The sequence below is a fragment of the Bradyrhizobium sp. PMVTL-01 genome (genome assembly GCF_051861855.1).
GTDB lineage: Bacteria > Pseudomonadota > Alphaproteobacteria > Rhizobiales > Xanthobacteraceae > Bradyrhizobium.
Genome location: NZ_CP193982.1, coordinates 5,414,576 through 5,436,956, shown reverse-complemented (window position 1 = coordinate 5,436,956; position 22,381 = coordinate 5,414,576). Strand labels below are relative to the sequence as shown.

At 62.2% G+C, this 22,381-nt stretch carries 21 protein-coding genes; 13 read left to right on the top strand and 8 right to left on the bottom strand.

What is annotated here, in order from left to right; translation table 11 throughout:
• Positions 1–249: 249 nt before the first annotated feature.
• The 3 genes from ACRQ5Q_RS26575 to ACRQ5Q_RS26565 all read left to right on the top strand — a co-directional run bounded on the left by ACRQ5Q_RS26575 (position 250) and on the right by ACRQ5Q_RS26565 (position 1,001).
• Positions 250–480: a hypothetical protein gene (locus ACRQ5Q_RS26575; protein ID WP_439374724.1), complete on the top strand. Its 231-nt coding sequence runs from the start codon at positions 250–252 to the stop codon at positions 478–480.
• A 131-nt stretch (positions 481–611) separates the two neighbouring features.
• Positions 612–797, top strand: coding sequence for a hypothetical protein (locus ACRQ5Q_RS26570; protein WP_439374725.1), 186 nt, complete (start codon positions 612–614; stop codon positions 795–797).
• A gap of 12 nt (positions 798–809) precedes the next feature.
• Positions 810–1,001 carry a hypothetical protein gene (locus ACRQ5Q_RS26565; RefSeq protein WP_439374726.1) on the top strand — a complete coding sequence of 64 codons (192 nt, stop codon included), beginning with the start codon at positions 810–812 and terminating at the stop codon, positions 999–1,001.
• 49 nt (positions 1,002–1,050) lie between these two features.
• Here the strand turns inward: ACRQ5Q_RS26565 and ACRQ5Q_RS26560 are convergent, their stop codons facing one another.
• Positions 1,051–1,626, bottom strand: coding sequence for a hypothetical protein (locus ACRQ5Q_RS26560; protein ID WP_439392828.1), 576 nt, complete (start codon positions 1,624–1,626; stop codon positions 1,051–1,053).
• A gap of 169 nt (positions 1,627–1,795) precedes the next feature.
• Here ACRQ5Q_RS26560 and ACRQ5Q_RS26555 point away from each other — a divergent pair, with 169 nt between their 5' ends.
• The 3 genes from ACRQ5Q_RS26555 to ACRQ5Q_RS26545 are packed head-to-tail and all read left to right on the top strand — an operon-like array spanning position 1,796 to position 8,160.
• Entirely contained in the window at positions 1,796–3,061 is a 1,266-nt protein-coding gene (locus ACRQ5Q_RS26555; protein ID WP_439392826.1) for an NHLP bacteriocin system secretion protein, read from the top strand.
• Between the two features lie 45 nt (positions 3,062–3,106).
• The gene (locus tag ACRQ5Q_RS26550; protein WP_439374729.1) at positions 3,107–5,266 is read left to right on the top strand and encodes an NHLP family bacteriocin export ABC transporter peptidase/permease/ATPase subunit; all 2,160 of its coding nucleotides are present in this window, start codon (positions 3,107–3,109) and stop codon (positions 5,264–5,266) included.
• Positions 5,263–8,160 carry an NHLP bacteriocin export ABC transporter permease/ATPase subunit gene (locus tag ACRQ5Q_RS26545; RefSeq protein ID WP_439392825.1) on the top strand — a complete coding sequence of 966 codons (2,898 nt, stop codon included), beginning with the start codon at positions 5,263–5,265 and terminating at the stop codon, positions 8,158–8,160. Before ACRQ5Q_RS26550 ends, ACRQ5Q_RS26545 begins: the two co-directional genes overlap by 4 nt.
• A 594-nt stretch (positions 8,161–8,754) precedes the next feature.
• On the opposite strand, the gene ACRQ5Q_RS26540 is transcribed toward ACRQ5Q_RS26545, so the two are convergent.
• The 7 genes from ACRQ5Q_RS26540 to ACRQ5Q_RS26510 all read right to left on the bottom strand — a co-directional run bounded on the left by ACRQ5Q_RS26540 (position 8,755) and on the right by ACRQ5Q_RS26510 (position 14,228).
• Positions 8,755–9,732, bottom strand: coding sequence for an efflux RND transporter periplasmic adaptor subunit (locus ACRQ5Q_RS26540; RefSeq protein ID WP_439392824.1), 978 nt, complete (start codon positions 9,730–9,732; stop codon positions 8,755–8,757).
• The gene (locus ACRQ5Q_RS26535) at positions 9,729–10,172 is read right to left on the bottom strand and encodes a DUF983 domain-containing protein (protein WP_439392822.1); all 444 of its coding nucleotides are present in this window, start codon (positions 10,170–10,172) and stop codon (positions 9,729–9,731) included. The genes ACRQ5Q_RS26540 and ACRQ5Q_RS26535 overlap by 4 nt, the downstream gene beginning before the upstream one ends.
• Complete coding sequence (locus ACRQ5Q_RS26530) at positions 10,169–10,378, bottom strand: DUF1656 domain-containing protein (protein ID WP_439392820.1); 210 nt, start codon at positions 10,376–10,378, stop codon at positions 10,169–10,171. The genes ACRQ5Q_RS26535 and ACRQ5Q_RS26530 overlap by 4 nt, the downstream gene beginning before the upstream one ends.
• On the bottom strand, positions 10,375–12,429 hold the full coding sequence (locus tag ACRQ5Q_RS26525) for an FUSC family protein (RefSeq protein ID WP_439392819.1): 2,055 nt from the start codon (positions 12,427–12,429) through the stop codon (positions 10,375–10,377). Before ACRQ5Q_RS26525 ends, ACRQ5Q_RS26530 begins: the two co-directional genes overlap by 4 nt.
• A 28-nt stretch (positions 12,430–12,457) precedes the next feature.
• The gene (locus ACRQ5Q_RS26520; protein WP_439374735.1) at positions 12,458–12,688 is read right to left on the bottom strand and encodes a hypothetical protein; all 231 of its coding nucleotides are present in this window, start codon (positions 12,686–12,688) and stop codon (positions 12,458–12,460) included.
• A gap of 12 nt (positions 12,689–12,700) precedes the next feature.
• A complete protein-coding gene (locus tag ACRQ5Q_RS26515) occupies positions 12,701–13,102 on the bottom strand; it encodes a hypothetical protein (protein WP_439374736.1) in 402 nt (133 codons plus the stop codon).
• A 124-nt stretch (positions 13,103–13,226) separates the two neighbouring features.
• Positions 13,227–14,228: a helix-turn-helix domain-containing protein gene (locus ACRQ5Q_RS26510; protein WP_439392817.1), complete on the bottom strand. Its 1,002-nt coding sequence runs from the start codon at positions 14,226–14,228 to the stop codon at positions 13,227–13,229.
• A gap of 392 nt (positions 14,229–14,620) precedes the next feature.
• Between ACRQ5Q_RS26510 and ACRQ5Q_RS26505 the strand changes: the two genes are divergently transcribed.
• The 7 genes from ACRQ5Q_RS26505 to ACRQ5Q_RS26475 all read left to right on the top strand — a co-directional run bounded on the left by ACRQ5Q_RS26505 (position 14,621) and on the right by ACRQ5Q_RS26475 (position 22,184).
• Positions 14,621–15,517, top strand: coding sequence for a LysR family transcriptional regulator (locus ACRQ5Q_RS26505; protein ID WP_439374738.1), 897 nt, complete (start codon positions 14,621–14,623; stop codon positions 15,515–15,517).
• Between the two features lie 141 nt (positions 15,518–15,658).
• On the top strand, positions 15,659–15,841 hold the full coding sequence (locus ACRQ5Q_RS26500) for a hypothetical protein (protein WP_439374739.1): 183 nt from the start codon (positions 15,659–15,661) through the stop codon (positions 15,839–15,841).
• A gap of 47 nt (positions 15,842–15,888) precedes the next feature.
• Positions 15,889–16,215, top strand: a complete 327-nt coding sequence (locus ACRQ5Q_RS26495) for a hypothetical protein (protein WP_439392815.1) — start codon at positions 15,889–15,891, stop codon at positions 16,213–16,215.
• A 642-nt stretch (positions 16,216–16,857) separates the two neighbouring features.
• Complete coding sequence (locus ACRQ5Q_RS26490) at positions 16,858–19,662, top strand: ATP-binding protein (RefSeq protein WP_439392814.1); 2,805 nt, start codon at positions 16,858–16,860, stop codon at positions 19,660–19,662.
• Between the two features lie 260 nt (positions 19,663–19,922).
• Positions 19,923–20,765 (top strand): helix-turn-helix domain-containing protein, encoded by an 843-nt coding sequence (locus tag ACRQ5Q_RS26485; protein ID WP_439392812.1) that lies wholly within the window; start codon positions 19,923–19,925, stop codon positions 20,763–20,765.
• Positions 20,766–20,892: 127 nt separating this feature from the next.
• The gene (locus tag ACRQ5Q_RS26480; RefSeq protein ID WP_439392810.1) at positions 20,893–21,165 is read left to right on the top strand and encodes a hypothetical protein; all 273 of its coding nucleotides are present in this window, start codon (positions 20,893–20,895) and stop codon (positions 21,163–21,165) included.
• A gap of 20 nt (positions 21,166–21,185) precedes the next feature.
• Positions 21,186–22,184, top strand: coding sequence for a hypothetical protein (locus ACRQ5Q_RS26475; RefSeq protein ID WP_439392809.1), 999 nt, complete (start codon positions 21,186–21,188; stop codon positions 22,182–22,184).
• Positions 22,185–22,381 lie beyond the last annotated feature (197 nt).

Here is a 22,381-nt window from a genome sequence, read left to right as displayed (position 1 = left end):
CCATCTCGGACGGCCAGCTTCGCAAGGAGCTGTACCTGAACAACGGCCCGTCCACGATGAGGGCAACCGATCACAACGGCTACGACGAGCGCTCGGCGTTTCTATCAAGGCGGAGGGAGGGCGCTTCGGGTTCGGGAGCGGCACGATTGCGCAATCGAGCCTTATCACAGCCGAAACCAGTCGCCTGCGATACTCCTGCGACCACGAGATGAGAGGGGATGATCCCTTCGTCGAAAGCGGGAGACGGAAATGACTGAGCACAGCAATCGCGAGCATAAAGAGCTGGACAACGACGCGATTAGGGGCGGCAACCGCATTGGCGATTTCTTCCGCGCCATCGGAGGCGCCATCGAACACGCTGTCGAGTGGGTCGGCCGTGCATCTTCGGCGCCCTGCAGGGGCCTGGCAATCTGCGCGGCCCGTTCGGGCCGGCGCAGCCGCCCCTCTGATCTCGTCCCTTCAGACTTGCTCACGAAGTAGAGGTCGCCCCAGTTGGCGACCTCTTTCATTTCCCGGCCTGTAATACTCCCCGCGCCACAACGTGAGCGATATCACGGTGCGAGAGAGGGGGATCTGCTCAATGTTTCCCAGCAACATTGAGGAGCACGACGATGAACAACGAACTGAGCTTAGCAGAACTGGAGATTGTCTGCGGCGGGGCTCGCAACAGCGACGATGCACGTGTGAAAGCCTTCCTGAACGCCTTCCACGATTCCTTGGAGGCGGGCCGGGCCGCGGCAACTCTCGAGCTGGCGCGAAGCCAGGGCTGCCTCGGTCCGACATTTGGCAAAATTTGAAGGGGCTTGATCATGGGTTCGGCGAGAGAATTGACTGACAATGATCTACTGAATGTCAGCGCGGGGATGAAAGTTGAGGATGGGACCAAGAATCCAGACGTCATCGATGCCCGAGGCGGTTCGATGGTGATCTATGGGATACGGCTCACCTATGATCTGAATGGGCACTGCACCAGCATCGCCCCGGTCAACCCGCAGAGGTGAAGCGGGAGCGTGCAGGCCTAAACCGGAAAACCGGCTTCCTCATGCAGCCTCAAAGTCGGGATCGAATAGAACCAAGAATCCCGGCAGTCGCATCCACGACTTGAAGCGCCTGCTGCGATTTGGCGAGGGCCAAAGCAGACTTGCCGCATTGATCGGGGAGCTGCGCGATCTTCTTGCGTTGGCTCGCGAGGATATTGGTGGATTGATCGATGGCGAACTTGACCACGTCGCGGATCGGATCGTTCTCACTGACGTCCGTCAGGTCCTTTTCGATTGTGATCAGATACTCGTAGCTGGAGAGCTCCTGAGAAATCTCGACGAGGTTTTGGATCGTGGACTTGACGCAATCTGCATCGACTGCCGAGATGTCGCTTCGCCTTGAGGTCTGGACGAGATCGCCCATCAACCCCGCGAACATCGGTCTCAATGTCTCGACCCTTTTCACATCGGCTTGGCTCAGGATGCCCGCCCCGCATACGCTGGTCGCGACCAGCAAGGCAATGCCTTGCGCCGCCAGTCCGCCGGCCAGTCTGCGGGCCGCTGCAGATCGCGCGATTCTGTCCGTTTTCATCCGAACCGTCCGATGCCAGTCGCCAAGCTTAGCGCCGCGCGAAAGATCGCTCAATCGCATTCTCCGCGCGCATTCTCGGCAACTGCTACCCGGGCGTCCGGCGTGCTTGGTGCATTGTGTCGAAAATGGCTACGATGTATGGTCCAGGATTGCTTGAAGTACCATACGCTGATTTTGGCAGGCGGCAAGAACGGCTGCACCGGAGTTTTTCGGGGAGTAAGGAGTGAATAACAGCTCCCAGCGCATCTTCCGTGCCAGCGCGTTGCAACGTGCCGCCTCGCCGGAGGAACTCGATCATCTCGTCGGCATCACCAAACCGTCCGACTGGATCGTGGTAGCGGTCCTGACGGTCGCGCTGGCCGGCGCGCTTGTCTGGGGCATTTACGGCCGGATACCGTCCCGAGTGTCGGGGCAGGGCATTCTGGTCGGAAGTGGGCGCGTTGTCGATGCGGTCTCGGCTGCGGAAGGCAGGCTTGCTTCGCTCGGCGTTGCCGTTGGTGATCACGTCGAAAGGGGGCAGGTGATCGCCCGGATCTCGCAGACCGATACGGAGCAGAAGTATCGCAACGCGGTGGAGACCTACAAGGAACGCGAGCGCGAGCGCGACGACATGGCCACGAGGGTGCGAGCGGAACTCGCAGCGAAGGCCTCCAATTTCGCAAAGCTCGAAGCTGCCTTCAATAAAGTCATCGAGGCAACGGACCAGCGTGTCCGGTTCCTCTCGATCGACGTGCAGAACCTCGAGCAGTTGATGGCGAAAGGTTTGACCACGCGGAAGACACTCGAGGACCGGCGCCTCGAACTGACCGAGGCCCAACAACGCAAAACGGATTCGCAGAACGAGATTCTCAAGCTGCACTCGCAGAAGACCGATCTCGAAACGCAGCGGCAGCGCGAACTGCAGCAGGCGGAGTTCGCTGCAAATAGCGCGCGCCGTGAAATGCAGGCGATCGCGGGAACCCTGGGGCGCAACTCGGAGGTCCTCAGTCCGATCGCGGGTCGCGTGCTGGAAATAAAGACCTCGACCGGCTCGGTGCTGGCCGTGGGCACGCCGGTCGTCCTGATAGAGGACGAAGGCGCGAGGCTCGAGGCGGTCGTCTATATCCCCGCCGACCAGGGAAAGAGTGTCAAGCCCGGCTTCCAGGTGCGCGTCGCGCCGAGCACCGTCAAGCGAGAGGAATTCGGGACGATGATCGGAGTTGTCTCGAGCGTCTCGGAATTTCCGGTGACGCCGCAGGGAATGACGGCAGTCCTGCACAACGATCAGCTCGTGAAAGTGTTTTCGCGTGACGGCGCACCCTACGCCGTGGCCGTATCCCTGGAGCAGGACGGATCGACGCCGAGTGGATATCGGTGGGCTGTCGGGACGGGGCCGGAGATACATCTCACCAGTGGCACGCTGGCCCAGGCCGAAATCACGACGCGAAGCCGCCGTCCCCTGGACCTCGTCGTTCCTTTGCTCAGAAAGCTGACCGGGATCGATGGATAAACTGCTCGAACGAATGGAAAAGCACACAGATCCCTGGCAGGACGCATGAATTGGCGCTTGCTTCGAACACGCACCAAGAGAACGCCGACGATCCTGCAGATGGAAGCGGCGGAATGCGGCGCCGCCTGTCTTGCCATGGTGCTGGCCTATCATGGCTCATGGGTGCCCCTGGAGCAGCTTCGCGTCGAATGCGGCGTGTCCCGCGACGGCAGCAAGGCCAGCAACATAGTCAGGGCGGCGAAGCGCTTCGGGCTGGCTGCCAAGGGATTCCGTCAGGAACTGTCGACGCTGCCTGCAGCACCGCTGCCCTGCATCATCCATTGGAACTTCAACCATTTCGTTGTGCTCGAAGGTATCAAGGGCAATCATGCCTACATCAATGACCCCGCCTTTGGGCGGCGGCGTATCGGCATGGAGGAGCTCGACAGGAGTTTTACGGGCGTCGTTCTCACCATGGAGCCGGCATCGGGGTTCGTTCCGTCGGGAAGCAAGCCCGCCGGCCTGCGCTTGCTGCTCCGGGAACTGCGCGGCTCGAAGGCTGCCGTCGGACTTCTGGTCCTGCTCAGCTTCCTCATGGTCTTGCCCGGGATCGTTGCCGCGAGCTTTTCGAAGATTTTTGTCGACGACATCCTGATCCAGCATTTGAACGGATGGTTGCGGCCGCTACTGGTCGGCATGGCCGCTACCGCGCTTATCCGCACGGGTCTGACGCTGCTCCAGCAGTCGCTGCTGCTGAGGCTGCAGACGAAGCTCTCGGTGGTGATGATCAGCCGCTTCCTGTGGCGCGTGATGGCCTTGCCGATGGAGTTCTTCACCCAGCGCCATGCCGGTGAAATCGCCGCGCGGGTCGGGGCCAATGAGCAGATTGCGCGGCTTCTGGCTGGCGGCATCGCATCGAATGCACTGAGTTTGACGTCGGTGGTGTTCTTCGCGGCCGCGATGATGGTTTACGATCCGTGGCTTGCGGCGATCTGCATCGGCTTGTCGCTGCTGAACGTGCTGTCTTTGCGGATTTCCGCCCGGCGCAGAGAGGATCTCAGCCGCGGGCTGGCGCTGGAGCGCGGAAAGTTGCTGGGCGCGGTCGTCAGCACGGTGAGGTCCATCGAGACGATCAAAGCGAGCGGTCTCGAGGACGAGGCATTCGGGCAATGGTCCGGCATCCAGGCAAAGCTGCTGAACGCCGAGCGCGAGCTGGCGGCGTCCTCGATCGTTCTGGACATGATTCCGACCTTGATCTCCGGCCTGACCGTGACCGCGCTCCTGATCCTTGGCGGGCTTCGCGTCATCGAAGGCTCGTTGACGCTCGGCAGTCTCGTCGCGTTCCAGTCGCTGATGGCGAGCTTCTCGGAGCCAGTGGCAACGCTGGTCAACCAGGCTGGCGGCTTTCAGTTGATCAAGGGGGCGCTAGACCGCCTCGAAGACGTCTACAATTACCCGCTAGGCAGCGCGAAGAACAATGCTGTCCCAGCGCCGCTGCCCGCGAAGCTGGCCGGGCGCGTCGAATTCAGGAACGTGCAGTTCGGTTACTCGCTGCTCGAGCCGCCGTTGATTTCCGGTCTTTCGATCGTCGTGAGTCCGGGGGCGCGCGTCGCCCTCGTAGGCGCCTCCGGCAGCGGAAAATCCACGATCGGCCGGTTGACCTGCGGTCTCTACGCGCCATGGGACGGCGATATCCTGATCGATGGTGTAAAGCTTCAGGATATTCCGCCCGAGATCCGGGCCAACTCGATCGCCTACGTGGACCAGGACATCTTCCTGTTCGAGGGCACGGTGCGCGACAATCTCACGTTGTGGGACCCGACCACTCCCGAGATTGATCTGTCGAACGCTCTCAAGGAAGGCGAGATCCAGGACGACATCGCGATACGCGCAGGTAATTACGACGCGCACGTCAACGAGGCCGGGACCAACTTCAGCGGCGGGCAGCGCCAACGCATCGAGATCGCAAGGGCGCTCGTCGGCCGTCCCTCGGTGATCGTCCTCGATGAAGCGACCGCAGCGCTGGACCCGATCACGGAGAAATCCATCGACGACAATCTGCGCCGCCGCGGCTGCACCTGCATCATCATCGCGCATCGTCTCAGCACGATACGGGATTGCGACGAGATCATCGTCCTCCGCCAGGGCAAGGTTACGGAGCGCGGGACGCACGAGACCCTTCTGAGCTTGAACGGCGAATATGCGAGGCTGGTGGCGCAGGAATGACAGACCGGATCGAGAACCTGCTATCCGTTGCCGCTGTCGCCTCGTCGACAGAACTGCCGCTCGAACTGGCGCTCGACAGTCGTCGGCCTCTGCTGCTCGATCACCATGGCCATGCATTTCAAGTCGTCGCGGGCTGTGTGGATCTGTTCGCCGTCGACGTCAAGGACGGCAGTTGCGGCTCCAGGCATCATCTGTTCCGCCTTGAAAGCGGCGACATCGCTCCCGATCTGCCGGGGCTTGCCGCCGCATCCGCCGACGGGTTGGGCTTCATTGCGGTCGGCATCGAAGGGACACGCATATCGATATTTCGCCGGACCGATTTGACGCAACCGGATGCCGCCCTGCGCTGGATCGATCGGCTCGCCCGCTTCGCCGCGGGATCGGCGCCGCGATGGCAGATGGCCGAACTGCCGGAGGCTGAGGGGGAATTGCTTGCGGGCGAGTCCCGCCGCAGTCCGATGCGAGGCCTGCTGTGGCTGACGGTAGTGCGTGGCTCGCTCAGGCTGATGGGCGTCGGCGAGCCCCGTACAGCGGAACATCAGCCGCTGCCTCTGACCTCAGCCCTGTGGGTCGAGGCCGGCGGGGAGGGCTGTGCTGTCAGCACGGTTTCAGAGCCGCGGGCTGCCGAGGCGTTCTGGTCGTCGATCGATCAGTTCCACCTTGATTTCGCCGCCTGTGTCCGGGAGATCCTGGGCCGCGATGCCGAGCGCGAGCGCGAACGTCTCGAAAGCCGTACCCAGCGCGCGGCGTCGCAGGCGGTGGAATCCTTCGATCGCCTCTCCGGCATCGTCGTGAGGCGCTTCGATCACGAAGCGGTCGACGCGCCCTACGCCGACAGGCTGGCCGGCGCCTGCCAGATCGTCGGAAGCGCGCTGCGGACGCCGATGGCGATCTCGGGGCGGGTTGAGGGCGGCGCACAGGATCTCGCCGCTCTGGCCGAGATCGCCCGGGCCGCCCGCCTGCGCATGCGTCAGGTCCTGCTCCGGCCGGATTGGTGGACATGGGACGCCGGTCCGCTGGTCGGCTGGCATGGTGAGGGGCGCGATCCCGTCGCTCTCGTTCATGAGCCCGCGCGCGGATATGTCATGATCGATCCGGTCACGAAGGCGCGACGGCCGGTCAATCGTTCGGTTGCCATGCAGATCGCGCCGGAAGCGGTCATGTTCTATCCGCCACTCCCTTTGAGATCGCTGAAGTTCCGGGACCTTCTCCAGTTCGCCTTGCGGCATGCGCGCGGAAACGGACTACGGATCGCGCTCGCGATCATCATCATCGGGCTGCTCTCCCTGGTGACGCCATTCATCACCAACATCCTCATCAGTTCGATCATACCTCGATCCGAGCTCGATCAGCTCGGCTTCTGCGCGCTGGCGCTGGCGCTGACGGCGCTCTCGATGGCTGCAATCCAGGTGATGCAGGGGTTTGCAATGCTCCGGATGGAGGCGATGATCGACTGGAGACTGCAGTCCGCGATGGTCGATCGTCTGCTCAGGTTGCCGACGGCGATCTTTCGAGAATTCACGGCCGGAGAGCTGGTTGACCGTGCGATGGGCATTGATGCGGCGCGCCGCGCTTTGACCGGTCGCGCGTTGCGCGGAATGATAGCCGGTTTGTTCTGCTTGTTCAGCCTCGGGCTGATGCTCTACTACGACCTCAAGCTGTCGCTGATCGCGATCGCGTTGACGGCTGTCAGGGCGATCGCCATCATCGGCACCAATCTGGTCCGGCTGCATTTCGAGGGCAAGCACTTCAACCAGCAGGGTAAGGTAAGCGGCTTCGTTCTCCAGCTGTTGGCGGGCGTCGCCAAATTGCGGGTATCGGCTGCGACGGACCGCGCGCTCGGGATTTGGTCGAGGCAGTTTGCTGCACAGAAGCAGTATTTCGTGTCGTCCCAGGTTGCCGGCAACGCGCTGGGCGCATTCGAGACGGCCTTTCCTACCATCGCGACGCTGATCATATTCGCTTATGCGTCCTATTCCGTCAGTACTCTGATGACGGACATCGGCACGTTCTTCGCTTTCTTCGCGGCCTTCGGTCAGACCCTCGGATCGGTGGGCGCCTGGGCGGCCGGCATCAGCGAGGCGCTGATTGCGATTCCGCCGCTGCGGCGGCTAAAGCCTCTCATCGAATGTCCAACCGAAGTCTCGGACGAGCGAAAATCTCCTGGAGAACTGTCTGGATCGATCGAGCTCGCCCGAGTGTCGCTGCGATATATCGAGGGCGGCCCGCTGGTGCTCGATAACGTCTCATTGAAGATTGCGCCGGGCGAATACGTCGCGGTCGTGGGACCCTCCGGCAGCGGGAAGTCATCGTTGTTCCGGCTTCTGCTCGGGTTCGAAAGAGCGGAAGCAGGCGCGGTATTCTACGACGGGAAATCGATCGACACGCTGGATGCCAGCGCCGTGCGGCGCCAGCTCGGGGTGGTCCTGCAGAACGCGAAGCTCGCGAACGGAAACATCTACGAGAACATCTGTGGTGGAATCCGGCTGCCTCTCGATCAGGCGTGGGAGGCGGCGCGCCTCGCCGGAGTCGAGGACGACATCAAGGCCATGCCAATGGGCATGCTCACGCAGCTTTCCGAGGGCGTCAGCACGCTCTCCGGGGGGCAGCGCCAGCGCATCATGATTGCGCGGGCGATCGCGCGGCGCCCGCGCATCCTTTTGTTCGACGAGGCGACGAGCTCTCTCGACAACCAATCCCAGGCGGTCGTCAGTGACGCGCTGGAGAATCTCAACGTGACCCGGATCGTCATCGCGCACCGGCTGAGCACGGTGCAGCGCGCGGACCGGATCATCGTCCTCGTACAGGGAAGGATCGTCGAGGCTGGGACATTCAGCCAGCTGAGCAATGCGGCCGGCGTGTTCGCGTCCTTTGCAAAACGCCAGATGCTCTGATCGTATTCGTGCGTGGGTCGTATCGGCCTCTCGGTCGGGAGCGCAGTCCGGTTGACCGTCTCGTCGCAGAGAGACTCCGTTGTACGCGACGTCGGCCCGGACCTTCATGCATACTACAAGACCGACGTGCACGCTTACGTGATGGTGTTGAAGAACATCAAGCGCGAGCTCTGTCGACGTCTCCTCAGACAAGACGACCGCCGCATCGCCGAGCTGTTTGGCCAGGTCGTCCCGCTTTGGGTCGCCACTCTACGAGCAAACTGTCCCTCGTCCAACGTGGATGGAATCTTGTATGACGTTCATCACGTCGCCTGCTGGGTTCACGGCCAAGGAGGGACGGACCGCGTCCGCCGCTTCAGTTGACCGTTGAAACCGGTCGTTCTCTCGACAAGCACTCGTCGCCAAGTAGGGGCGCAGTCTGAGGCCGGGAAGCGCGCGTTATCCCGCCACTGCGCAGCGCATCGAGAATATGGGCCGCGAAAACACCGGCGCTCACCAAGGCCAGAAATGTTGCAAGCAAGCTCATAGGTCTTCCCTCGTGCTATTCCGCGTGATGCTTTTTGTTGAGCGAACCGAGAGCCGTCGCGTGGAGCGTCAGCCGCAGGATTGCGAGGATCGGTACAGATTCGGCACTGACCGGCACGCCAAGCGCTGTAATGTGCTTGGCCGATGCTGGGCCACGCGACCGCCGTCACTCGGCCGCGATGCCAGCACCGCGACTGTAGCGGTCGCTCCGGCAACGAGTTCGCCGCGCTCGTCAGCGCGGATGAGCGCGATCCGGACCGGGACGCGTTGCGCCAGCCGCACCCAGTTGAAGGTCGGGTTGACGTTGGCAAGCAGGGTCGAGCCGTTGCTGCGATCGCGGTCTTCGATGCCGGCTGCAATGCTCTCGACCTTGCCCAGCAACGCACGGCTGCTTCCCATCAGCCGCACGTCCACGAGATCGCCGATATGGATGCGTTGCAGCTTGGTTTCCTCGAAGTAGCCCTGAACGTGCAGGGTGTCGGTATCGAGCAGCGCCATCACGCCCTTTCCGGGGGTGAGGTAGGCGCCCGGCCGCAACTCGTTGTTGGTGACAATGCCGCTGACCGAGGCCCGCACCTCGCTGCGTTCGATGTTGAGCTTCGCAAGGGCAACATCCGCGACGGCTTGGTCATAGGCCGCCTGGGCCGAGCCTTGGATCGCGACGACCTGGTCCATCCGCTGCGTGGAAACCACGACGCCGGGCGTCAGCGCACTGTAGCGCTTCAGATCGGCATTGGCATTGTCGAGCGTGGCGCGCTTGCCTTCCTTTACCGCCTCCGCCTGCTTGAGCGCGATTTCATAGCGCGCCCGGTCGATCCGGAAGAGCACGTCGCCCTTTTGTACTTGCTGATTGTCTCGAACCAGGACCTCGCTCACAAAGCCGGAAACATCGGGAGCCACGGGGACCACGTCGGCCCGTACGTGCCCGTCACGGGTCCAGGGCGCATCAAAGTAGTAGTCCCACAGCTTGTAACCGGCCCAAAGTGCGACCAGCACGATGAGACCGGTCAGCGCGAAAGGACGCAGCGAATTGACGACGGTTTTCATGACACCAACTCCTTGGAGGCGAGGTGAGGAACGGGCGTGACGCCATCCGGTGCTTCTCGATCCCGGCGACGACTGCCGGCCTCGAAGCCGTGCATTCCCTTCTGCCATTGCAGGCCGACAATTGCCCCTTTCACGGGCTGCAGCAGAAGGAGCGCCGAAAGCCCGGTGACGGGGAGCCAGATCAGCAATTCAAGCCAGGCGGGAGGTGAATAGGCGATCTCGACGGCAAGAAGCGCCGGCACGACGAGGTGGCCGACAACAGCGATCACCAGATAGGCCGGAAGGTCGTCGGCGCGTTGTGGCGTGTAATCTTCGGAGCAGACCTCGCAGTTGTCGACGACCTTGAGAAAGCGGCCGAACAGATGGCCCTGACCGCAGTTCGGGCACTTCATCGTGAACCCGCGCCATAGGGCTTTCTGCAACGAAACGGGTGCTGTCATGAGAATAACTCCGTGGAGCCCAAGACGAGGCCGGTGACCAGGCAGATGAAAAGCGCGAAATCAAACAGTGCGGGATGCCAGATCCATCGATAGAGACCGATCCGGGCAATCAGCTTGCTGGCGAAGCGCCCAAGCACGTAGGCAATCACGCTCCAGAGCAGGAGCGTCGGAACGAGCACGCCGAAAAGGTCAAGTTCGTATCTCATGCGGCGATCGTCCCAGATTCGATTTGCTGCGGTTGATAGGCCGGCGACTCCGGAAACAGCCCGGAACGAACGCCGGTGAGGCCGATCAGCACGTGATCGCGGGCTTCGCTTGCGGGCTCCCGCAGCGTCAATGCGATGGTGCTGTCGAGCTGTTCGACCAGCCGCCCCGGAAGCGGCCCCGCCGTATGGGTCCTGCAAATCGGGGCAAGGCGGGCAAAAAACGCTTCGACTGCGGCTCTCGTGCAGCGTGACAGGCCAAAGCTCGCGCGCCTCACGCCGACAATGTTGAGCGCCGTCCGCAGTTGGCGAAGATTGGCGGCACCGCTCCTTGCATCGGCAGGAACGACGGTGATACGCGCAGCAAGCAGGGCGAGCCGATGCTGCATCAGACTGGCAAGCGCCAGGGGATCTTGCTCCGACGTCCGCTCGGCGACTGATGCAAGCGTGGTCCAATTGCTTCGCAGCAACCGGTTTGCGATCCAGTCAGCCCCGGCCAGGCGAACGATGCCGCAAGTCAAGCCGGTGAGCGCCACGCCCAGCATCAGCGCAATGCTGGAGTTGGCATAGGAGGTAAAGTCGGCCGAATAGGTCTCGGTCAAGGCCAATTGCACCGAGAGATAGATGGCAAGTATGGCGCCGAGGCGCGCGGTCGCGGGCCGCGCAGCCATCCAGCCGAACAGCACGAAAGTCGGCATCAATGCGACGATGAGCACCTCGAGAGTCGTAATCCGCGGCAACACGCCAAACAGGTAGATGCCATGGACGGCGATAACGATGAGGAACACGCCGTAGAAATTGCGGAACGCCGGAAGCGGATCGTCCACGCCGGCCAGAACGCTGCCGACGACGGCGGCGAAGAGCGGGGCGGCAACCCCGTCCGACCAGCCGGTCGCAATGGAGAAGCAACTGCAGCAAAGCACCGCGAGGGCCACGGAGCCGGCCGCCAGGAGCGCAGACCAGTGGTCGCGATGCGGGACGGCAACCGCCGCGGCGCCATGAGAGAAGACGAGAGGAAGCGATTCGGGATTGCGCCCCTCGGAGATGGCCTCGCGCAGCAGCTGACAATCCTGCATGACGTCGACAAGGTTGCGCAGCCGGACCACGAGACCGGAGATCGCAATGTCGGTCCAGCCGGCATCTGCGTCCAGCACCGGGCGCATTTCATCGAGTGCTGTGCGCAGCGCGCTTGCTTCCTGTCCATCGCGCCCGCGCGCTTCGAGCCACGCCGCTGTCTTCGTGCACATGCAGGCAACGCGTGTAGCCGCCTCCTCATGCCGGTTGAGAGGCAGCTTGCGGTCTGCGATCGATCCGAGCAGCGGGAGCAGCGATAGCATATGCTGCCGGAGGCGCTGCAGCGCTCGCCCGGTATTTGCAGAAGCGGTCGCCTCATAGCCGAGATGGCGCCCGAGCTGGTCGATTTCGGAGGCCGCAGCGGCAAGACGCATGCGTTCGCTGTCACGCTCCTGATCGCTGCCACGGACCGTCAGGACGTCCGCGGCGAGCCGGCGCGCGCCGGCGAGCCATGCATCGGTTTGTGCGGTGACCGCGAAGGCGACGCTGCGCGGCAGCACGAGCATCGCGACGACGCTCGCGCAGACGATTCCGAGCATGATCTCCTGCACGCGGGAAACGACGATGTCGAAGGCCGACTGGGGTGTCGAGACGATGGGAAATCCGAGCAGGGCCACGGTATAGCCGGCCAGCAGGAAGACGTAGCTGCGCGGCGTGCCGTCGATCAGCGAGAGATATAGAAAGATGCCGACCCACAGCGCGATGCACAAGCTGAGCAGCTCCGGCGCATTGGCGAGGTTCGGGACCAGCACGATCGTTCCCGCGCCGCCAATCAGCGTGCCCAGAATGCGATAGACGGCCTTGGAGTTGGTCGCGCCCGTGAACAGGTTCGAAGTGATGTAGACCGACGCCATGGCCCAATAGGGACGCGGCATGTCCAGCAGCAGCGCGATCGAGAACGCCAGCATCGCCGCCGCAAAGGTCCGCAGCGCGAAGATGAGGGCGGCATGTCGGTCCCGGAATGAGGCAATTTGGGTCATGGCGTCGTGGCGTCGGCGGACGGATGCTTCAGCAGTGAGCGATGATTCTGTGCGCGATGCATGACTTCGCATCGGCCAGCGAAGCCGTCGCAAATACGTTCGAAACGCATTGCTGCAGTCCTGAACGTTCCATCCCGCAGTCGACAGGAAGCGCCGACGTCTCGACGCCGCCGATGACGCCCGGTTTCAGAACCGTCACGAACACCATGAGGCACAGGATTTTGCCAGCGAACGCGGCGAGGCACAGAACGTCCTTCATGTCGGTCCCCGATCAATGGGTTTTGACTGCACTCGTCATAGGGGTTCCGGACCGCTGCGGCTTTGCCCGGATTGCCAATCGGTTTTCATTTGTTGCTGTCGGCACGGCGGCCGGAGCCTCTTCGACCGCCGCGAACGCATCGAGTGGACCGCGCTGCGCGGTCAGAGGTTCGTCTTCGCGAACGACGTTCGGCTCGGGTCTGGACGCAGCAGCGAGCGGTACTGCCGCATGCGCGGTGTCAAACACGACCCGTTCCGGCCATTTGCGGTCCGAACGAATGCGCAGATTGGCCTGTTCGCTCGGAGCGATCGCGGAATGCGAATGAACGGGGGGCGCCGGAAGCAACCAATCGGCCGCAACCAGCGACAGGAGCAGGGCGCTTCCCACCCACACAAAGTACTGACGTATCGGCATGGCAAGCGGTCTCTCAGTGGCTGATCACGGCGAGGATAGTCGCACGACGGCCCGCGGGCTTTGCATCGCGTGCTGCCGTCTTGTCATTTGTTGCGGCCGGCTGGCTCGTAAACGATATCCAGGCTCAGGCAAAAACCGAAAGCGACTGCCTGACGTTCGTCAGAGAGGATTTGGATCCTGGTGATCCCGCCGTTTGACGATATTGACCTGGCGCCTGCCCGGTCGCCTGCTTGAAGGCTCGCGTGAAATTGGCTTGGCTGGAAAAGTTGAGCGCCAACGCGATGTCCACCAAGGGCCGATCGCTGCGTACCAACAGGGCTTTCGCGCGCTCCAGGCGCTTGGTACTGACGTAGCGATGGGGAGATTCTCCGACGGCTTGTCGAAAGGCTCGCGCAAAATGGTATCTGCTTAGACACGCGATCGTTGCCATACATTCAAGGCTGAGATCGCCTTCCAGGTTCGCATCAATGTAGTCCAGCACACGAAAGAGTCTGCGCCGATCGAGCCCATGGTGAGTGCGGCGAGGAAAAAGCCGAGTGTGCGATGCGGCGGGCCGCCTTTGAAGCAACCTCGCCGCCAGACTGGATGCGAGGGCTTCGACGAGCAGATTGCCGGCGGAAGTTTCAATCTTTAGCTCGGAGGCGACGGCAAATCCGATCTCGGCCAGCAGCGGATCTTCGAAAGCTGTTTCGTAGCTCAGCGCCCCTATTGCGGATTCATCGGTCTCGTTGTCGAAATTGCTCGACGAGAAGCGGCTTAGCGGAAGATACATGTGCAAGAATTCCGGCAGATCTTCAGCGAAATCGACCACACCCTCCTGCAAGCCGGGAGGAGAGAGCCAAACCGTACCTCGCTCGGCGACTATTTGACTTTCGATGCCTGGCGCCTGCCGGGTGAGAATCGTCTGATTGCTCCGGGTGGCGACGCAAATCCGGATATCGGATTGTGGGGTCCTCCACGGGCCAACCCCTCTTTTGGCAGTGCACAATTCGGCGCTCAGGCCGGACCAGCCCCGATCCGCCGAAGATTGCAGCAACTTGCCTGGACATTCCCGCGCCCAAACGCCGCGGTGCGGCCACTGCTCGTAGCGGCCTGCGGCGGGCGCCTGCTCTGATTGCATCTCCATGTGGCGCTCCAGGATCGCATCCATCATTGTGCAAGGCTAACTTGGCCTAGGCGGCGAAATTTGCTCGTTATCGGTTGTTAGAGGCTGTTAGTGTTTGCGAGTCTCACATCGCCAACAGCGGGCTCACACGAGGTAGCCGGAGACGCCGTCCCACAGCAGCTTGAGATGCCTTGTCATTGAACTCTCCTTGTCGCTGTTGAGGACGGCGTTTCTCACGCCATCACCCAAGGAGATCGATTGGAGAGCCCGCCTGAGAAAGGAGCGTACGCGGAAAGGGTCCTTCCAGGCAGCGGAAGGCTCGCTCGATCTCCTCGCAAGCGAAGCCGTCTTCCGAAGTCCGGGGCGATATGGCAAAATCGGAAGGTATCCTCCCGAATTATGGAAGGGATCCGATGGATCGCCTGGAAGCGATGTCGACCTTTCTGACCGTGGTCGAGCAGGGAAGCTTGTCAGCAGCGGCGCGGCGATTGAAAACGCCGCTCACAACAGTCAGCCGCAACGTATCCGAGCTCGAGGCTCACCTGCGGACGAAGCTCTTCAACCGATCGAGCCGGCAACTGGTGCTGACGGACGCGGGCACGTCCTACGTTGCAGCTTGCAAGCGCATTCTCAACGATGTGAGCGAAGCGGAGCGTACCGCCTCTGGTGAGTACACCACGCCGACGGGTGAACTGGCCGTGACCACCCCGCTGGGCCTTGGGCGCATCATTCTGATGCCGATCATAGCGGACTTCCTCAAGACCTATCCGGATATCAAGGTGAGGATGATTCCCACCGACCAGAAGCTGAGCCTGGCCCAGGAGCAAATCGATGTCGCGGTGCGGATCGGCGAGTTGCCGGATTCGAGCCTGGTCGCGCTGCGGCTCGGCAGGACGCGCCGGGTGGTGTGCGCCAGTCCCGCCTATCTGGCGGCACGCGGAACGCCGCGCACGCCGGGAGATTTGGCCGGGCATGATTGCATCAGCTATCCCGGGTTCTCGCCTCCCGATGTCTGGGCATTCGTCAAAGGCAAGGCGACCATAGCGGCGCCGGTGCATACGCGGCTCACCGTCGGCAGCGCGGAAGCGGCTTGTACGGCAGCCCGCGCTGGCGTGGGAATTTCGATTGTCTTTGCGTACCAACTCGAAGCTGGTCCGGAAGCGGGAGCATTGACGACCGTGCTGGATGAATTCCAGCCACCATCGATGCCGGTCAATCTCGTCTACACGGCCAACCGATTTCTGCCGATCAAGGTCAGAGCGTTCCTGGACTTTGCAGCACCGCGGCTGAAGCGAGTTTTCGCGGAGTGAACCGAGGCGCTGCTCACTCCACTGTCGGGCTTCCAAAATTCGGAAGGATAACTCCCGGTTTTCCCGCCTGTTGACCCGGGCCTTTCGCCCCACCTCCCAGTCATGACCCGCCGGGAACGGCGTTACCAACTGGAGGCGAATATGGGTGAAGTCATCCAATTTATCCCGAAGGCCGAGCGTGAACGGCTCCGCCTGATACGAGAAGCCCGCGCGATCTACGACAGCGTCTTCCCGCCGGCCGATCCGGTCAGCGGGGAGCCCGACAACGCACCAATCGTCATCAACGGAACCTGGATTCATCGGGGCGGCGAACCGTTGTCGTGATCAACAACTTCGCTGTGCTCGATCGCCAATCATGAGGAGAAATCGCCATGTCAATCCGCAACACGCTTTTCGCCGCTGCGTTCGGTATCGCCTCCCTCACGGCCGCCCAGGCAGAAGGGCTGCGCCCAATCGAGGCCAAGAGCATCGACCTCGGCGCGATATCGGGGGTCGCCTACTACACTGTCGAGCGCGATGGCTTCCGCGTGGTCGCCACCCTGGCACAGGGCGAGACAGGAACACCGATCCGCATCGTATCTGTTCTTACACCTGGTCAGCGCGTGCGTCTCTCGACACCGCAACCGGCGGGCGTGATCGAGATCAGCCGGGAAGGCGACAGCGTGCTCGTTCGCAAACTGAACACCGCCTCGAACTGAGCTTCGGCTCGTTGGCTGCGCTCGCCAAGCGGAGCGCAGCCAGGGAAACCGCACATGTCCACCGTCCATCTTCATCGGAGGACCACGGCGACACCCGAGCAGTACGTGGCCGGCCGTACTGATTTCGGCCCCGGCCGCTCGAAGCTCTTGCCAACAGCAGCGATGCGTATCTCAAGCTGCATCATCGGACCGGCTCGCATGCCGATGTCACGGAAGGTTCGGGCGGGATCTGGGAGCGCCTGCACTACGACTGGTCCGATCCCGCCCGCGTCGTCCTCACGACGATCGACTCCAACGTCTGGGGTGGTGCGTCGGGTCACATCTACACCTTCACGCGCCGGCCCGACGGCACGACCGACGTCGATGTGGTCGTCATACGCGAGGGCAAGAACCTGATGGGGCGGCTGCTCGGCTTCGTACTCGGGACTATCGGCGGGGGAGTTTTGGAAAAGGCGTTTGAAAACTCCGTCAGAGCCATCGAAGCCCGGAACAGCAACGCTGGACGCCCAGACCCCGGCATTTCCGACCTCGCCGCCTAAGCAGTTGGATAGCACCCCGATGCCCTCGTCGCCGGCGCATGGTAGGATGTTGCCCAGAGTTCTGGTTGAAAGATCACCCCAACGGACTGCTCCGGAACGGGCAATGGCGAAACGGCTGAGGAAAACCGCGCCACCGCAGCGAAATCAGCGCGCGCACGCCCCGCGCTCGGGAGGACTGTCCCTGCTTGGGCGAGAAACTGAAATTGCTCTCATCGATCAGCTTCTCGACCGGATCCATGACGGCGGGGCCACTCTCTTTATCAGCGGGGCACCGGGAATTGGAAAATCAACGCTGCTCGAGGAGGCCAAAGTCAGGGCCCGTGATCGAGACATCGTCGTGCTGGGCATGACCGGCGTGCTCGCTGAAGTCAATCTGGCGTTTGCCGGACTTCAGCAGGCCTTGCGTCCACTCATGAAGCAGGCAAAGGCCTTGCCGCCCCGCCAGCAGTCTGCCTTGCTGAATGCGTTCGGCCTGGGCGAGGAATCTGCTGAACCACCCGATGTCTGGCTGGTCGCGCTTGCGACACTGACGCTGCTCACCGAGAGCGCAACTCACAAACCGATCCTCCTTGTTGTTGACGACGCGCAATGGCTGGATGAAGCGACGCGTGACGTGCTGTCGTTTGTCTCCCGGCGCCTGAGTTCGGATTCGATCGTTCTGCTGCTCGCTCTGCGAGAGGGTTTTTCTCTTCCATTTGGTGACGCCGACACATTGCGGCATGTCGTTTCTGCGCTCGGCGATGCCGATGCGGCCCGCCTGCTCGACATCCGGGCCCCCGGCCTTTCCGGGAAGCTGCGCGACCGATTTCTGAAGGAAGCTGCCGGCAATCCATTGGCGCTAGTAGAGTTGCCGCACAGCTTGCGAACTGAGGACGATGGGGAGGCTCCATGGCTTCCCTTGACGAAGCGACTTGAACGCACCTTCTCCAGCCGCCTGTCCGGACTTCCCAATGTCACTCAGATGCTGTTGAACGTTGCCGCCGAAAACGACGCAACGTCTCTCCACGAAATCCTGCGGGCGGGCGAAGTGCTGCTGGCCCAGAATACCGGGGTCGACGCCCTTGCGCCCGCCGTCTCCGCCCAGCTGATTGATCTCGATGCGATGCAGGTGCGGTTTCGGCATCCGCTGGTGCGATCCGCGATCCATCAAGCCGCCGACCTTGCAACGCGCCAAAGGGTTCATTCCGCGCTTGCGGCGATCATCGAGGATCAGGACCGCCGGCTTTGGCATCGTGCTGCGGCGACAGTGGGGCCCGACGACGATCTGGCCGCCCATCTCGATCTCATGGCGAACCGTGCACAGAGCCGGGGCGCCAACACCATGGCCATCGAGGTTTTGCAGATCTCGGCAAAGCTGAGCAGCACGGCGAAGGCCAGGAGAGAACGATTTTTGCAGGCCGCCGAGATTGCAACCGACCTGGGACGGCCAGCGTTGCTGGAGCACCTGTTGCGGGGAGCCGAGGTTGAACCGTCGGACAAGCTGGGCGCCGCTCGGGTCGGCTGGTGCCGCGAGATGAGTCAACCGCTCATGATCAACGATATCGGCAAGATTTCCGCGCTTGTAAATCTTGCTGATCAGGCGCGCGAGGCTGGCGCGAAGGACTTGGCGAGCAATCTTCTCTGGCGAGCGGCGCAACGCTGCTGGTGGAGCAACGCGAGTAGCGAGCTTCGCGCGAGCGTCCTCACCGAAGCAAGATCACTCGATTTGTCAGAGCTCGACCCACGTGGCATCGCCATATCCGCCTATTCCGAGCCGCTTCGACGAAGCGGCGAGGTATACGCGGGGCTGAAGGCGCTTTCGCAAAAGGGAGGCAACCATCCCCATGTTGCGCGGATCCTGGGAAGCACTGCGAACGTCATCGGCGCGTTTGATCTTGGCGTAAGTTTTCTGGCGGAGTCCACCGCGGGGCTGCGCAAACAGGCGCGAATCGGCAATTTGGCGCGTGCGTTGTTCGCTCAGGCATGGGCTGAAATGGAAGTCGGCGATTGGATCGGGGCGAGGCGCGAAGCTGAGGAAGCCGCCCGTTTTGCCGAGGAGACCGGATCTGCTGTATGGACGGCGGCGGCCACGATCGTGAAAGCACAACTGGCGGGGATGCAAGGCAGGCTTGAGCAAGCTGAGACATACGCGACGGAAGCGGAGCGCCTGGTCTTGTCGACTGGCGCCAGTTTCCTGCTTGCGATGCTGCAGCTGGGGCGCGGCAAAACGGCCATCGGTGCCGGTCGGCATTTGGAGGCCTTCGAGCATCTGCAGCGGCTGTTTGCGCCGGCCGATCCAGCTTTCAACTCTGGCCTGCAATTCTTTGCGCTGGCCGACTTTGTCGAAGCGGCCGTCTATTCCGACCATTGGCAGGATGCGCGCGAGCTGATCGATGAGGTCGAGAGCGTCTCCGCCCCGGATCCGGTGCCGTGGGTCGCGACGATGTTATGCTACGGCAAGGCGCTGATCGCGACGAATGAGGAGGCGGAGCAATACTTCCTGAAGGGGCTTGGGCCGGCTGCAAAAAATTGGCCCTTCCTGCGAGGGCGCCTGCTGCTCGGTTACGGCGCGTGGCTTCGCCGACAGCGCCGCTCTGCCGATGCGCGGGCGCCGCTGCGTCAGGCCCGCGATATCTTCGACGCGCTCGGCGCTTCACCCTGGAGCGATCGCGCGCGAGAGGAGTTGCGCGCAGCCGGCGAGGCAAGCCTTCGCCGGACGGCACAGGTCTGGGAAAGTCTGACCCCACAGGAACTGCACATCGCACAGCTCGCGGCCCAGGGGCATTCGAACAAGATTATCGGGGCGAGACTCTACCTGTCTCATCGGACCGTCGGCTACCATCTGCAGCGGGTCTTTTCGAAGATCGGGATCACCTCGCGATCCGGCCTGTCGTCCGTTCTGGCGAGGGCCGGTAGCACGGCCCAGTGACCGGGTCCGTCATCAGACTGGTCATTTGACAGATGCCGCCCGCACCCTCGGGCATCTACCTTCCTTGCGTGGAAACCTGCGAGGAATGGTAGGAGGCCGCCTTGGACGTCAGATTGGAACAGCCACCCGCTGTGAACCGGAATGAACCGGAGCCTTGTTGCGACTCCTGGGCGGCCGGTGGCCAAACCAGACTGGCACTGTCTTCGAAAGATCGTGGCTGGTCGTGCTTGTCAGCCGAGATGCGGTACCTTGGAAAGGGCGTGCATCCCTGGCGCGGTGCGCTGTTCGATATCGAAGTGTGCGTCGATGTCTGCGGCAATGGATCGCTCGTCACACGGCAGGCGACCGGAATCCAAGACTCGACTGTCGCTCTCCGGGATACGGTTTGGCTCACGCCCCCGAACTGGCATGAGGGCTTGATCGCGATCGCCAACGATCTGCCTGAGATCATGCATATCTATCTTCCTCCGAGCCAGTTCACCCCGGACAAGCTCGGCCTCGATATCGACGAGTCCGCGATCGGTGCGCTGAGATATGACAGAGCATTCCGGGATCCGCTGCTGGGCGAAATCGCCCGCGCCATTGTGTCGGAGCTGCAGGCGGAGACCTCCGCAGGCAGGCCGCTGGTCGAAGCGTTGGCCAACAGCATGGCGGCGAGGCTCATTCAAACACACGCCCGTGCGCCGGCCAGCACGTCCGCTGCTTCTCCAGCAAGTGAAGGTCTCGATCGTCGCAGGCTGGCACGTGTGCTGGATTACATCGAAGCAAACCTGGAAGGCGATCTTACTCTTGATGGCATGGCGTCAATTGCATGTCTGAGCCGATACCACTTTGCCCGTGCCTTCAAACAAGCGGTCGGACAAACTCCTCATCGCTACGTCAGCGTCAGACGTCTTGACCGCGCGAAAGCCTTGTTGACGCAAGGTGATCGATCGTTGGTGGATATTGCGCTGGCGCTCAGCTTTTCCGACCAAGCCAGTTTCACACGCGCATTCAGGCAAGCAACAGGACGCGCGCCCGGCCAATACCGCCGCGAGTTTGGATCGCGACAACACGATTCGTCGTCCGCTGTTATCAGGCAGGGTTTTCCGATGCTGGCGTGAATCGGCTCGCGGCATCACCAATCTCAAACACTCTGGCAAGCAATAAATGACAAAACGACAGCATGCGAAGCAAAGAATGCGGCGAACTCCTTCGCCATATTCGATTGCGACGATGAGGAGTTCCGTGATGAAGCTCATAGATGCGAGGGCATTGTCAGGTTTTGGTCGCAAGGCGGCTCAGTCAGCCTCCGACTTCGCCAGCGTCATTCACAATCTGATCATGGACGTGCGCGACAGCTACCGGCCCGAAATGCACTACATGCGCGGTCCTGGCCCAAGATGGCGGGCCAAGCATCAACTCTGGCAAAGCTCCGGTTCTGAAGCGGCACCGTCGGCCGGACACCATCAGTTGTCGCCAGTGTATGTACGCCGTCGCGGGACGGCCAACCCCACCCGATAGCCGGTCGAGGTCATGCAATCATGTTCGCGATAGCCGAGTACCTCCTTGCGGTTTCGCTCCTCCTCAACCTGGCGACACTCTCGAGAGTCGAATCCCCGGAGCGCGACCGCATCTTCGATGGAGCCTCTAATCGCGCTCGTTGGGTGGAAATCCGGGGATGGGTGCTGCTCGCTGGCGCCGGCCTTTGCATCGCATTGATGGCTGTGCTGAGTGGTTCGGTGCAAGCCGGCGTCGCCCTCGAAGAACGCAAACTGCCGATGAAGTTCACTTGGGTCGATTGCCAGCCGAATTGCCGGGGCTGGGTCAGCGCGACCGGTATCGTGACTGACGATAGTCCGGGGGATTTTGATGAATTCGCTCGTGGACGACAACTCGGCGGCGCTACCATCGTGCTGGATTCGAGCGGCGGTTCGGTCAACGCCTCGATCGCGCTTGGAAGGCGTTTCCGCGAGCTAGGGGCACTGACCACTGTCGGCGTCAGCGTTCAGGCCAATACCCAGAGTGCTCCTGTAGGTGTGGCGCCCGAAGCCTATTGCGAATCGATGTGCGTGTTTCTTCTTCTGTCGGGCAAGACGCGTTACGTGCCCGAGACTGCCCATGTTCGGGTGCATCAGATCTGGCTCGGCAACCGCGCCAATGACGCCAAGGCCGCAACCTACAGCGCGGACGATCTGGTGATCGTGGAACGCGATATCGGGCGTCTCGCCAAATACACCTTCGATATGGGCGGCGCGGGCGACCTGTTGTCGCTGTCGCTGAACGTGCCGCCGTGGGAAGATCTGCATGAACTGTCTCGGGACGAGTTGCGACTGACCAATCTCGTCACGACCGATTTGGTTGTTCAGGCGAGCAGCCCCAATGCAGCGGTGGTCGAGCCGACCCCTCAACCGCTGCAGGGTCGCTTCGGCAGCAGCGCGGTTGCGACCTCTCCAGAGCCGGCAAAACCTGTTAAGTCGGCGGAAGCTACGAGCCGCACGGGTGGCGTGAGAGCGGCAATGACCCCGCCCGGGCAGGAGTAGCAGGTAGTCCCAGTCTTCAGGACCGCTAAGGCGTCCCGTTCCGGGTCGTACACGCGTCGTTGGTCGCGTTGTTCGGGAGATCGCACATGTCCTGCTGGCTCGCGGTTCGACCTGCGTGGGGCGGTAAAGCATGCTGGCCTCGGTCGTCCTCATCATCCGACGCCAGAGCTTCATCAAGGGGCTTGAACAATTGCGCT

Bases quoted from the DNA above. Each gene is read 5' to 3' on its own strand.
- ACRQ5Q_RS26575 (WP_439374724.1), top strand. From the start codon at position 250: ATGACTGAGCACAGCAATCGCGAGCATAAAGAGCTGGACAACGACGCG.
- ACRQ5Q_RS26570 (WP_439374725.1), top strand. From the start codon at position 612: ATGAACAACGAACTGAGCTTAGCAGAACTGGAGATTGTCTGCGGCGGG.
- ACRQ5Q_RS26565 (WP_439374726.1), top strand. From the start codon at position 810: ATGGGTTCGGCGAGAGAATTGACTGACAATGATCTACTGAATGTCAGC.
- ACRQ5Q_RS26550 (WP_439374729.1), top strand. From the start codon at position 3,107: ATGAATTGGCGCTTGCTTCGAACACGCACCAAGAGAACGCCGACGATC.
- ACRQ5Q_RS26545 (WP_439392825.1), top strand. From the start codon at position 5,263: ATGACAGACCGGATCGAGAACCTGCTATCCGTTGCCGCTGTCGCCTCG.
- ACRQ5Q_RS26540 (WP_439392824.1), bottom strand. From the start codon at position 9,732: ATGAAAACCGTCGTCAATTCGCTGCGTCCTTTCGCGCTGACCGGTCTC.
- ACRQ5Q_RS26535 (WP_439392822.1), bottom strand. From the start codon at position 10,172: ATGACAGCACCCGTTTCGTTGCAGAAAGCCCTATGGCGCGGGTTCACG.
- ACRQ5Q_RS26530 (WP_439392820.1), bottom strand. From the start codon at position 10,378: ATGAGATACGAACTTGACCTTTTCGGCGTGCTCGTTCCGACGCTCCTG.
- ACRQ5Q_RS26525 (WP_439392819.1), bottom strand. From the start codon at position 12,429: ATGACCCAAATTGCCTCATTCCGGGACCGACATGCCGCCCTCATCTTC.
- ACRQ5Q_RS26520 (WP_439374735.1), bottom strand. From the start codon at position 12,688: ATGAAGGACGTTCTGTGCCTCGCCGCGTTCGCTGGCAAAATCCTGTGC.
- ACRQ5Q_RS26515 (WP_439374736.1), bottom strand. From the start codon at position 13,102: ATGCCGATACGTCAGTACTTTGTGTGGGTGGGAAGCGCCCTGCTCCTG.
- ACRQ5Q_RS26510 (WP_439392817.1), bottom strand. From the start codon at position 14,228: ATGGAGATGCAATCAGAGCAGGCGCCCGCCGCAGGCCGCTACGAGCAG.
- ACRQ5Q_RS26505 (WP_439374738.1), top strand. From the start codon at position 14,621: ATGGATCGCCTGGAAGCGATGTCGACCTTTCTGACCGTGGTCGAGCAG.
- ACRQ5Q_RS26500 (WP_439374739.1), top strand. From the start codon at position 15,659: ATGGGTGAAGTCATCCAATTTATCCCGAAGGCCGAGCGTGAACGGCTC.
- ACRQ5Q_RS26495 (WP_439392815.1), top strand. From the start codon at position 15,889: ATGTCAATCCGCAACACGCTTTTCGCCGCTGCGTTCGGTATCGCCTCC.
- ACRQ5Q_RS26490 (WP_439392814.1), top strand. From the start codon at position 16,858: ATGGCGAAACGGCTGAGGAAAACCGCGCCACCGCAGCGAAATCAGCGC.
- ACRQ5Q_RS26480 (WP_439392810.1), top strand. From the start codon at position 20,893: ATGAAGCTCATAGATGCGAGGGCATTGTCAGGTTTTGGTCGCAAGGCG.
- ACRQ5Q_RS26475 (WP_439392809.1), top strand. From the start codon at position 21,186: ATGTTCGCGATAGCCGAGTACCTCCTTGCGGTTTCGCTCCTCCTCAAC.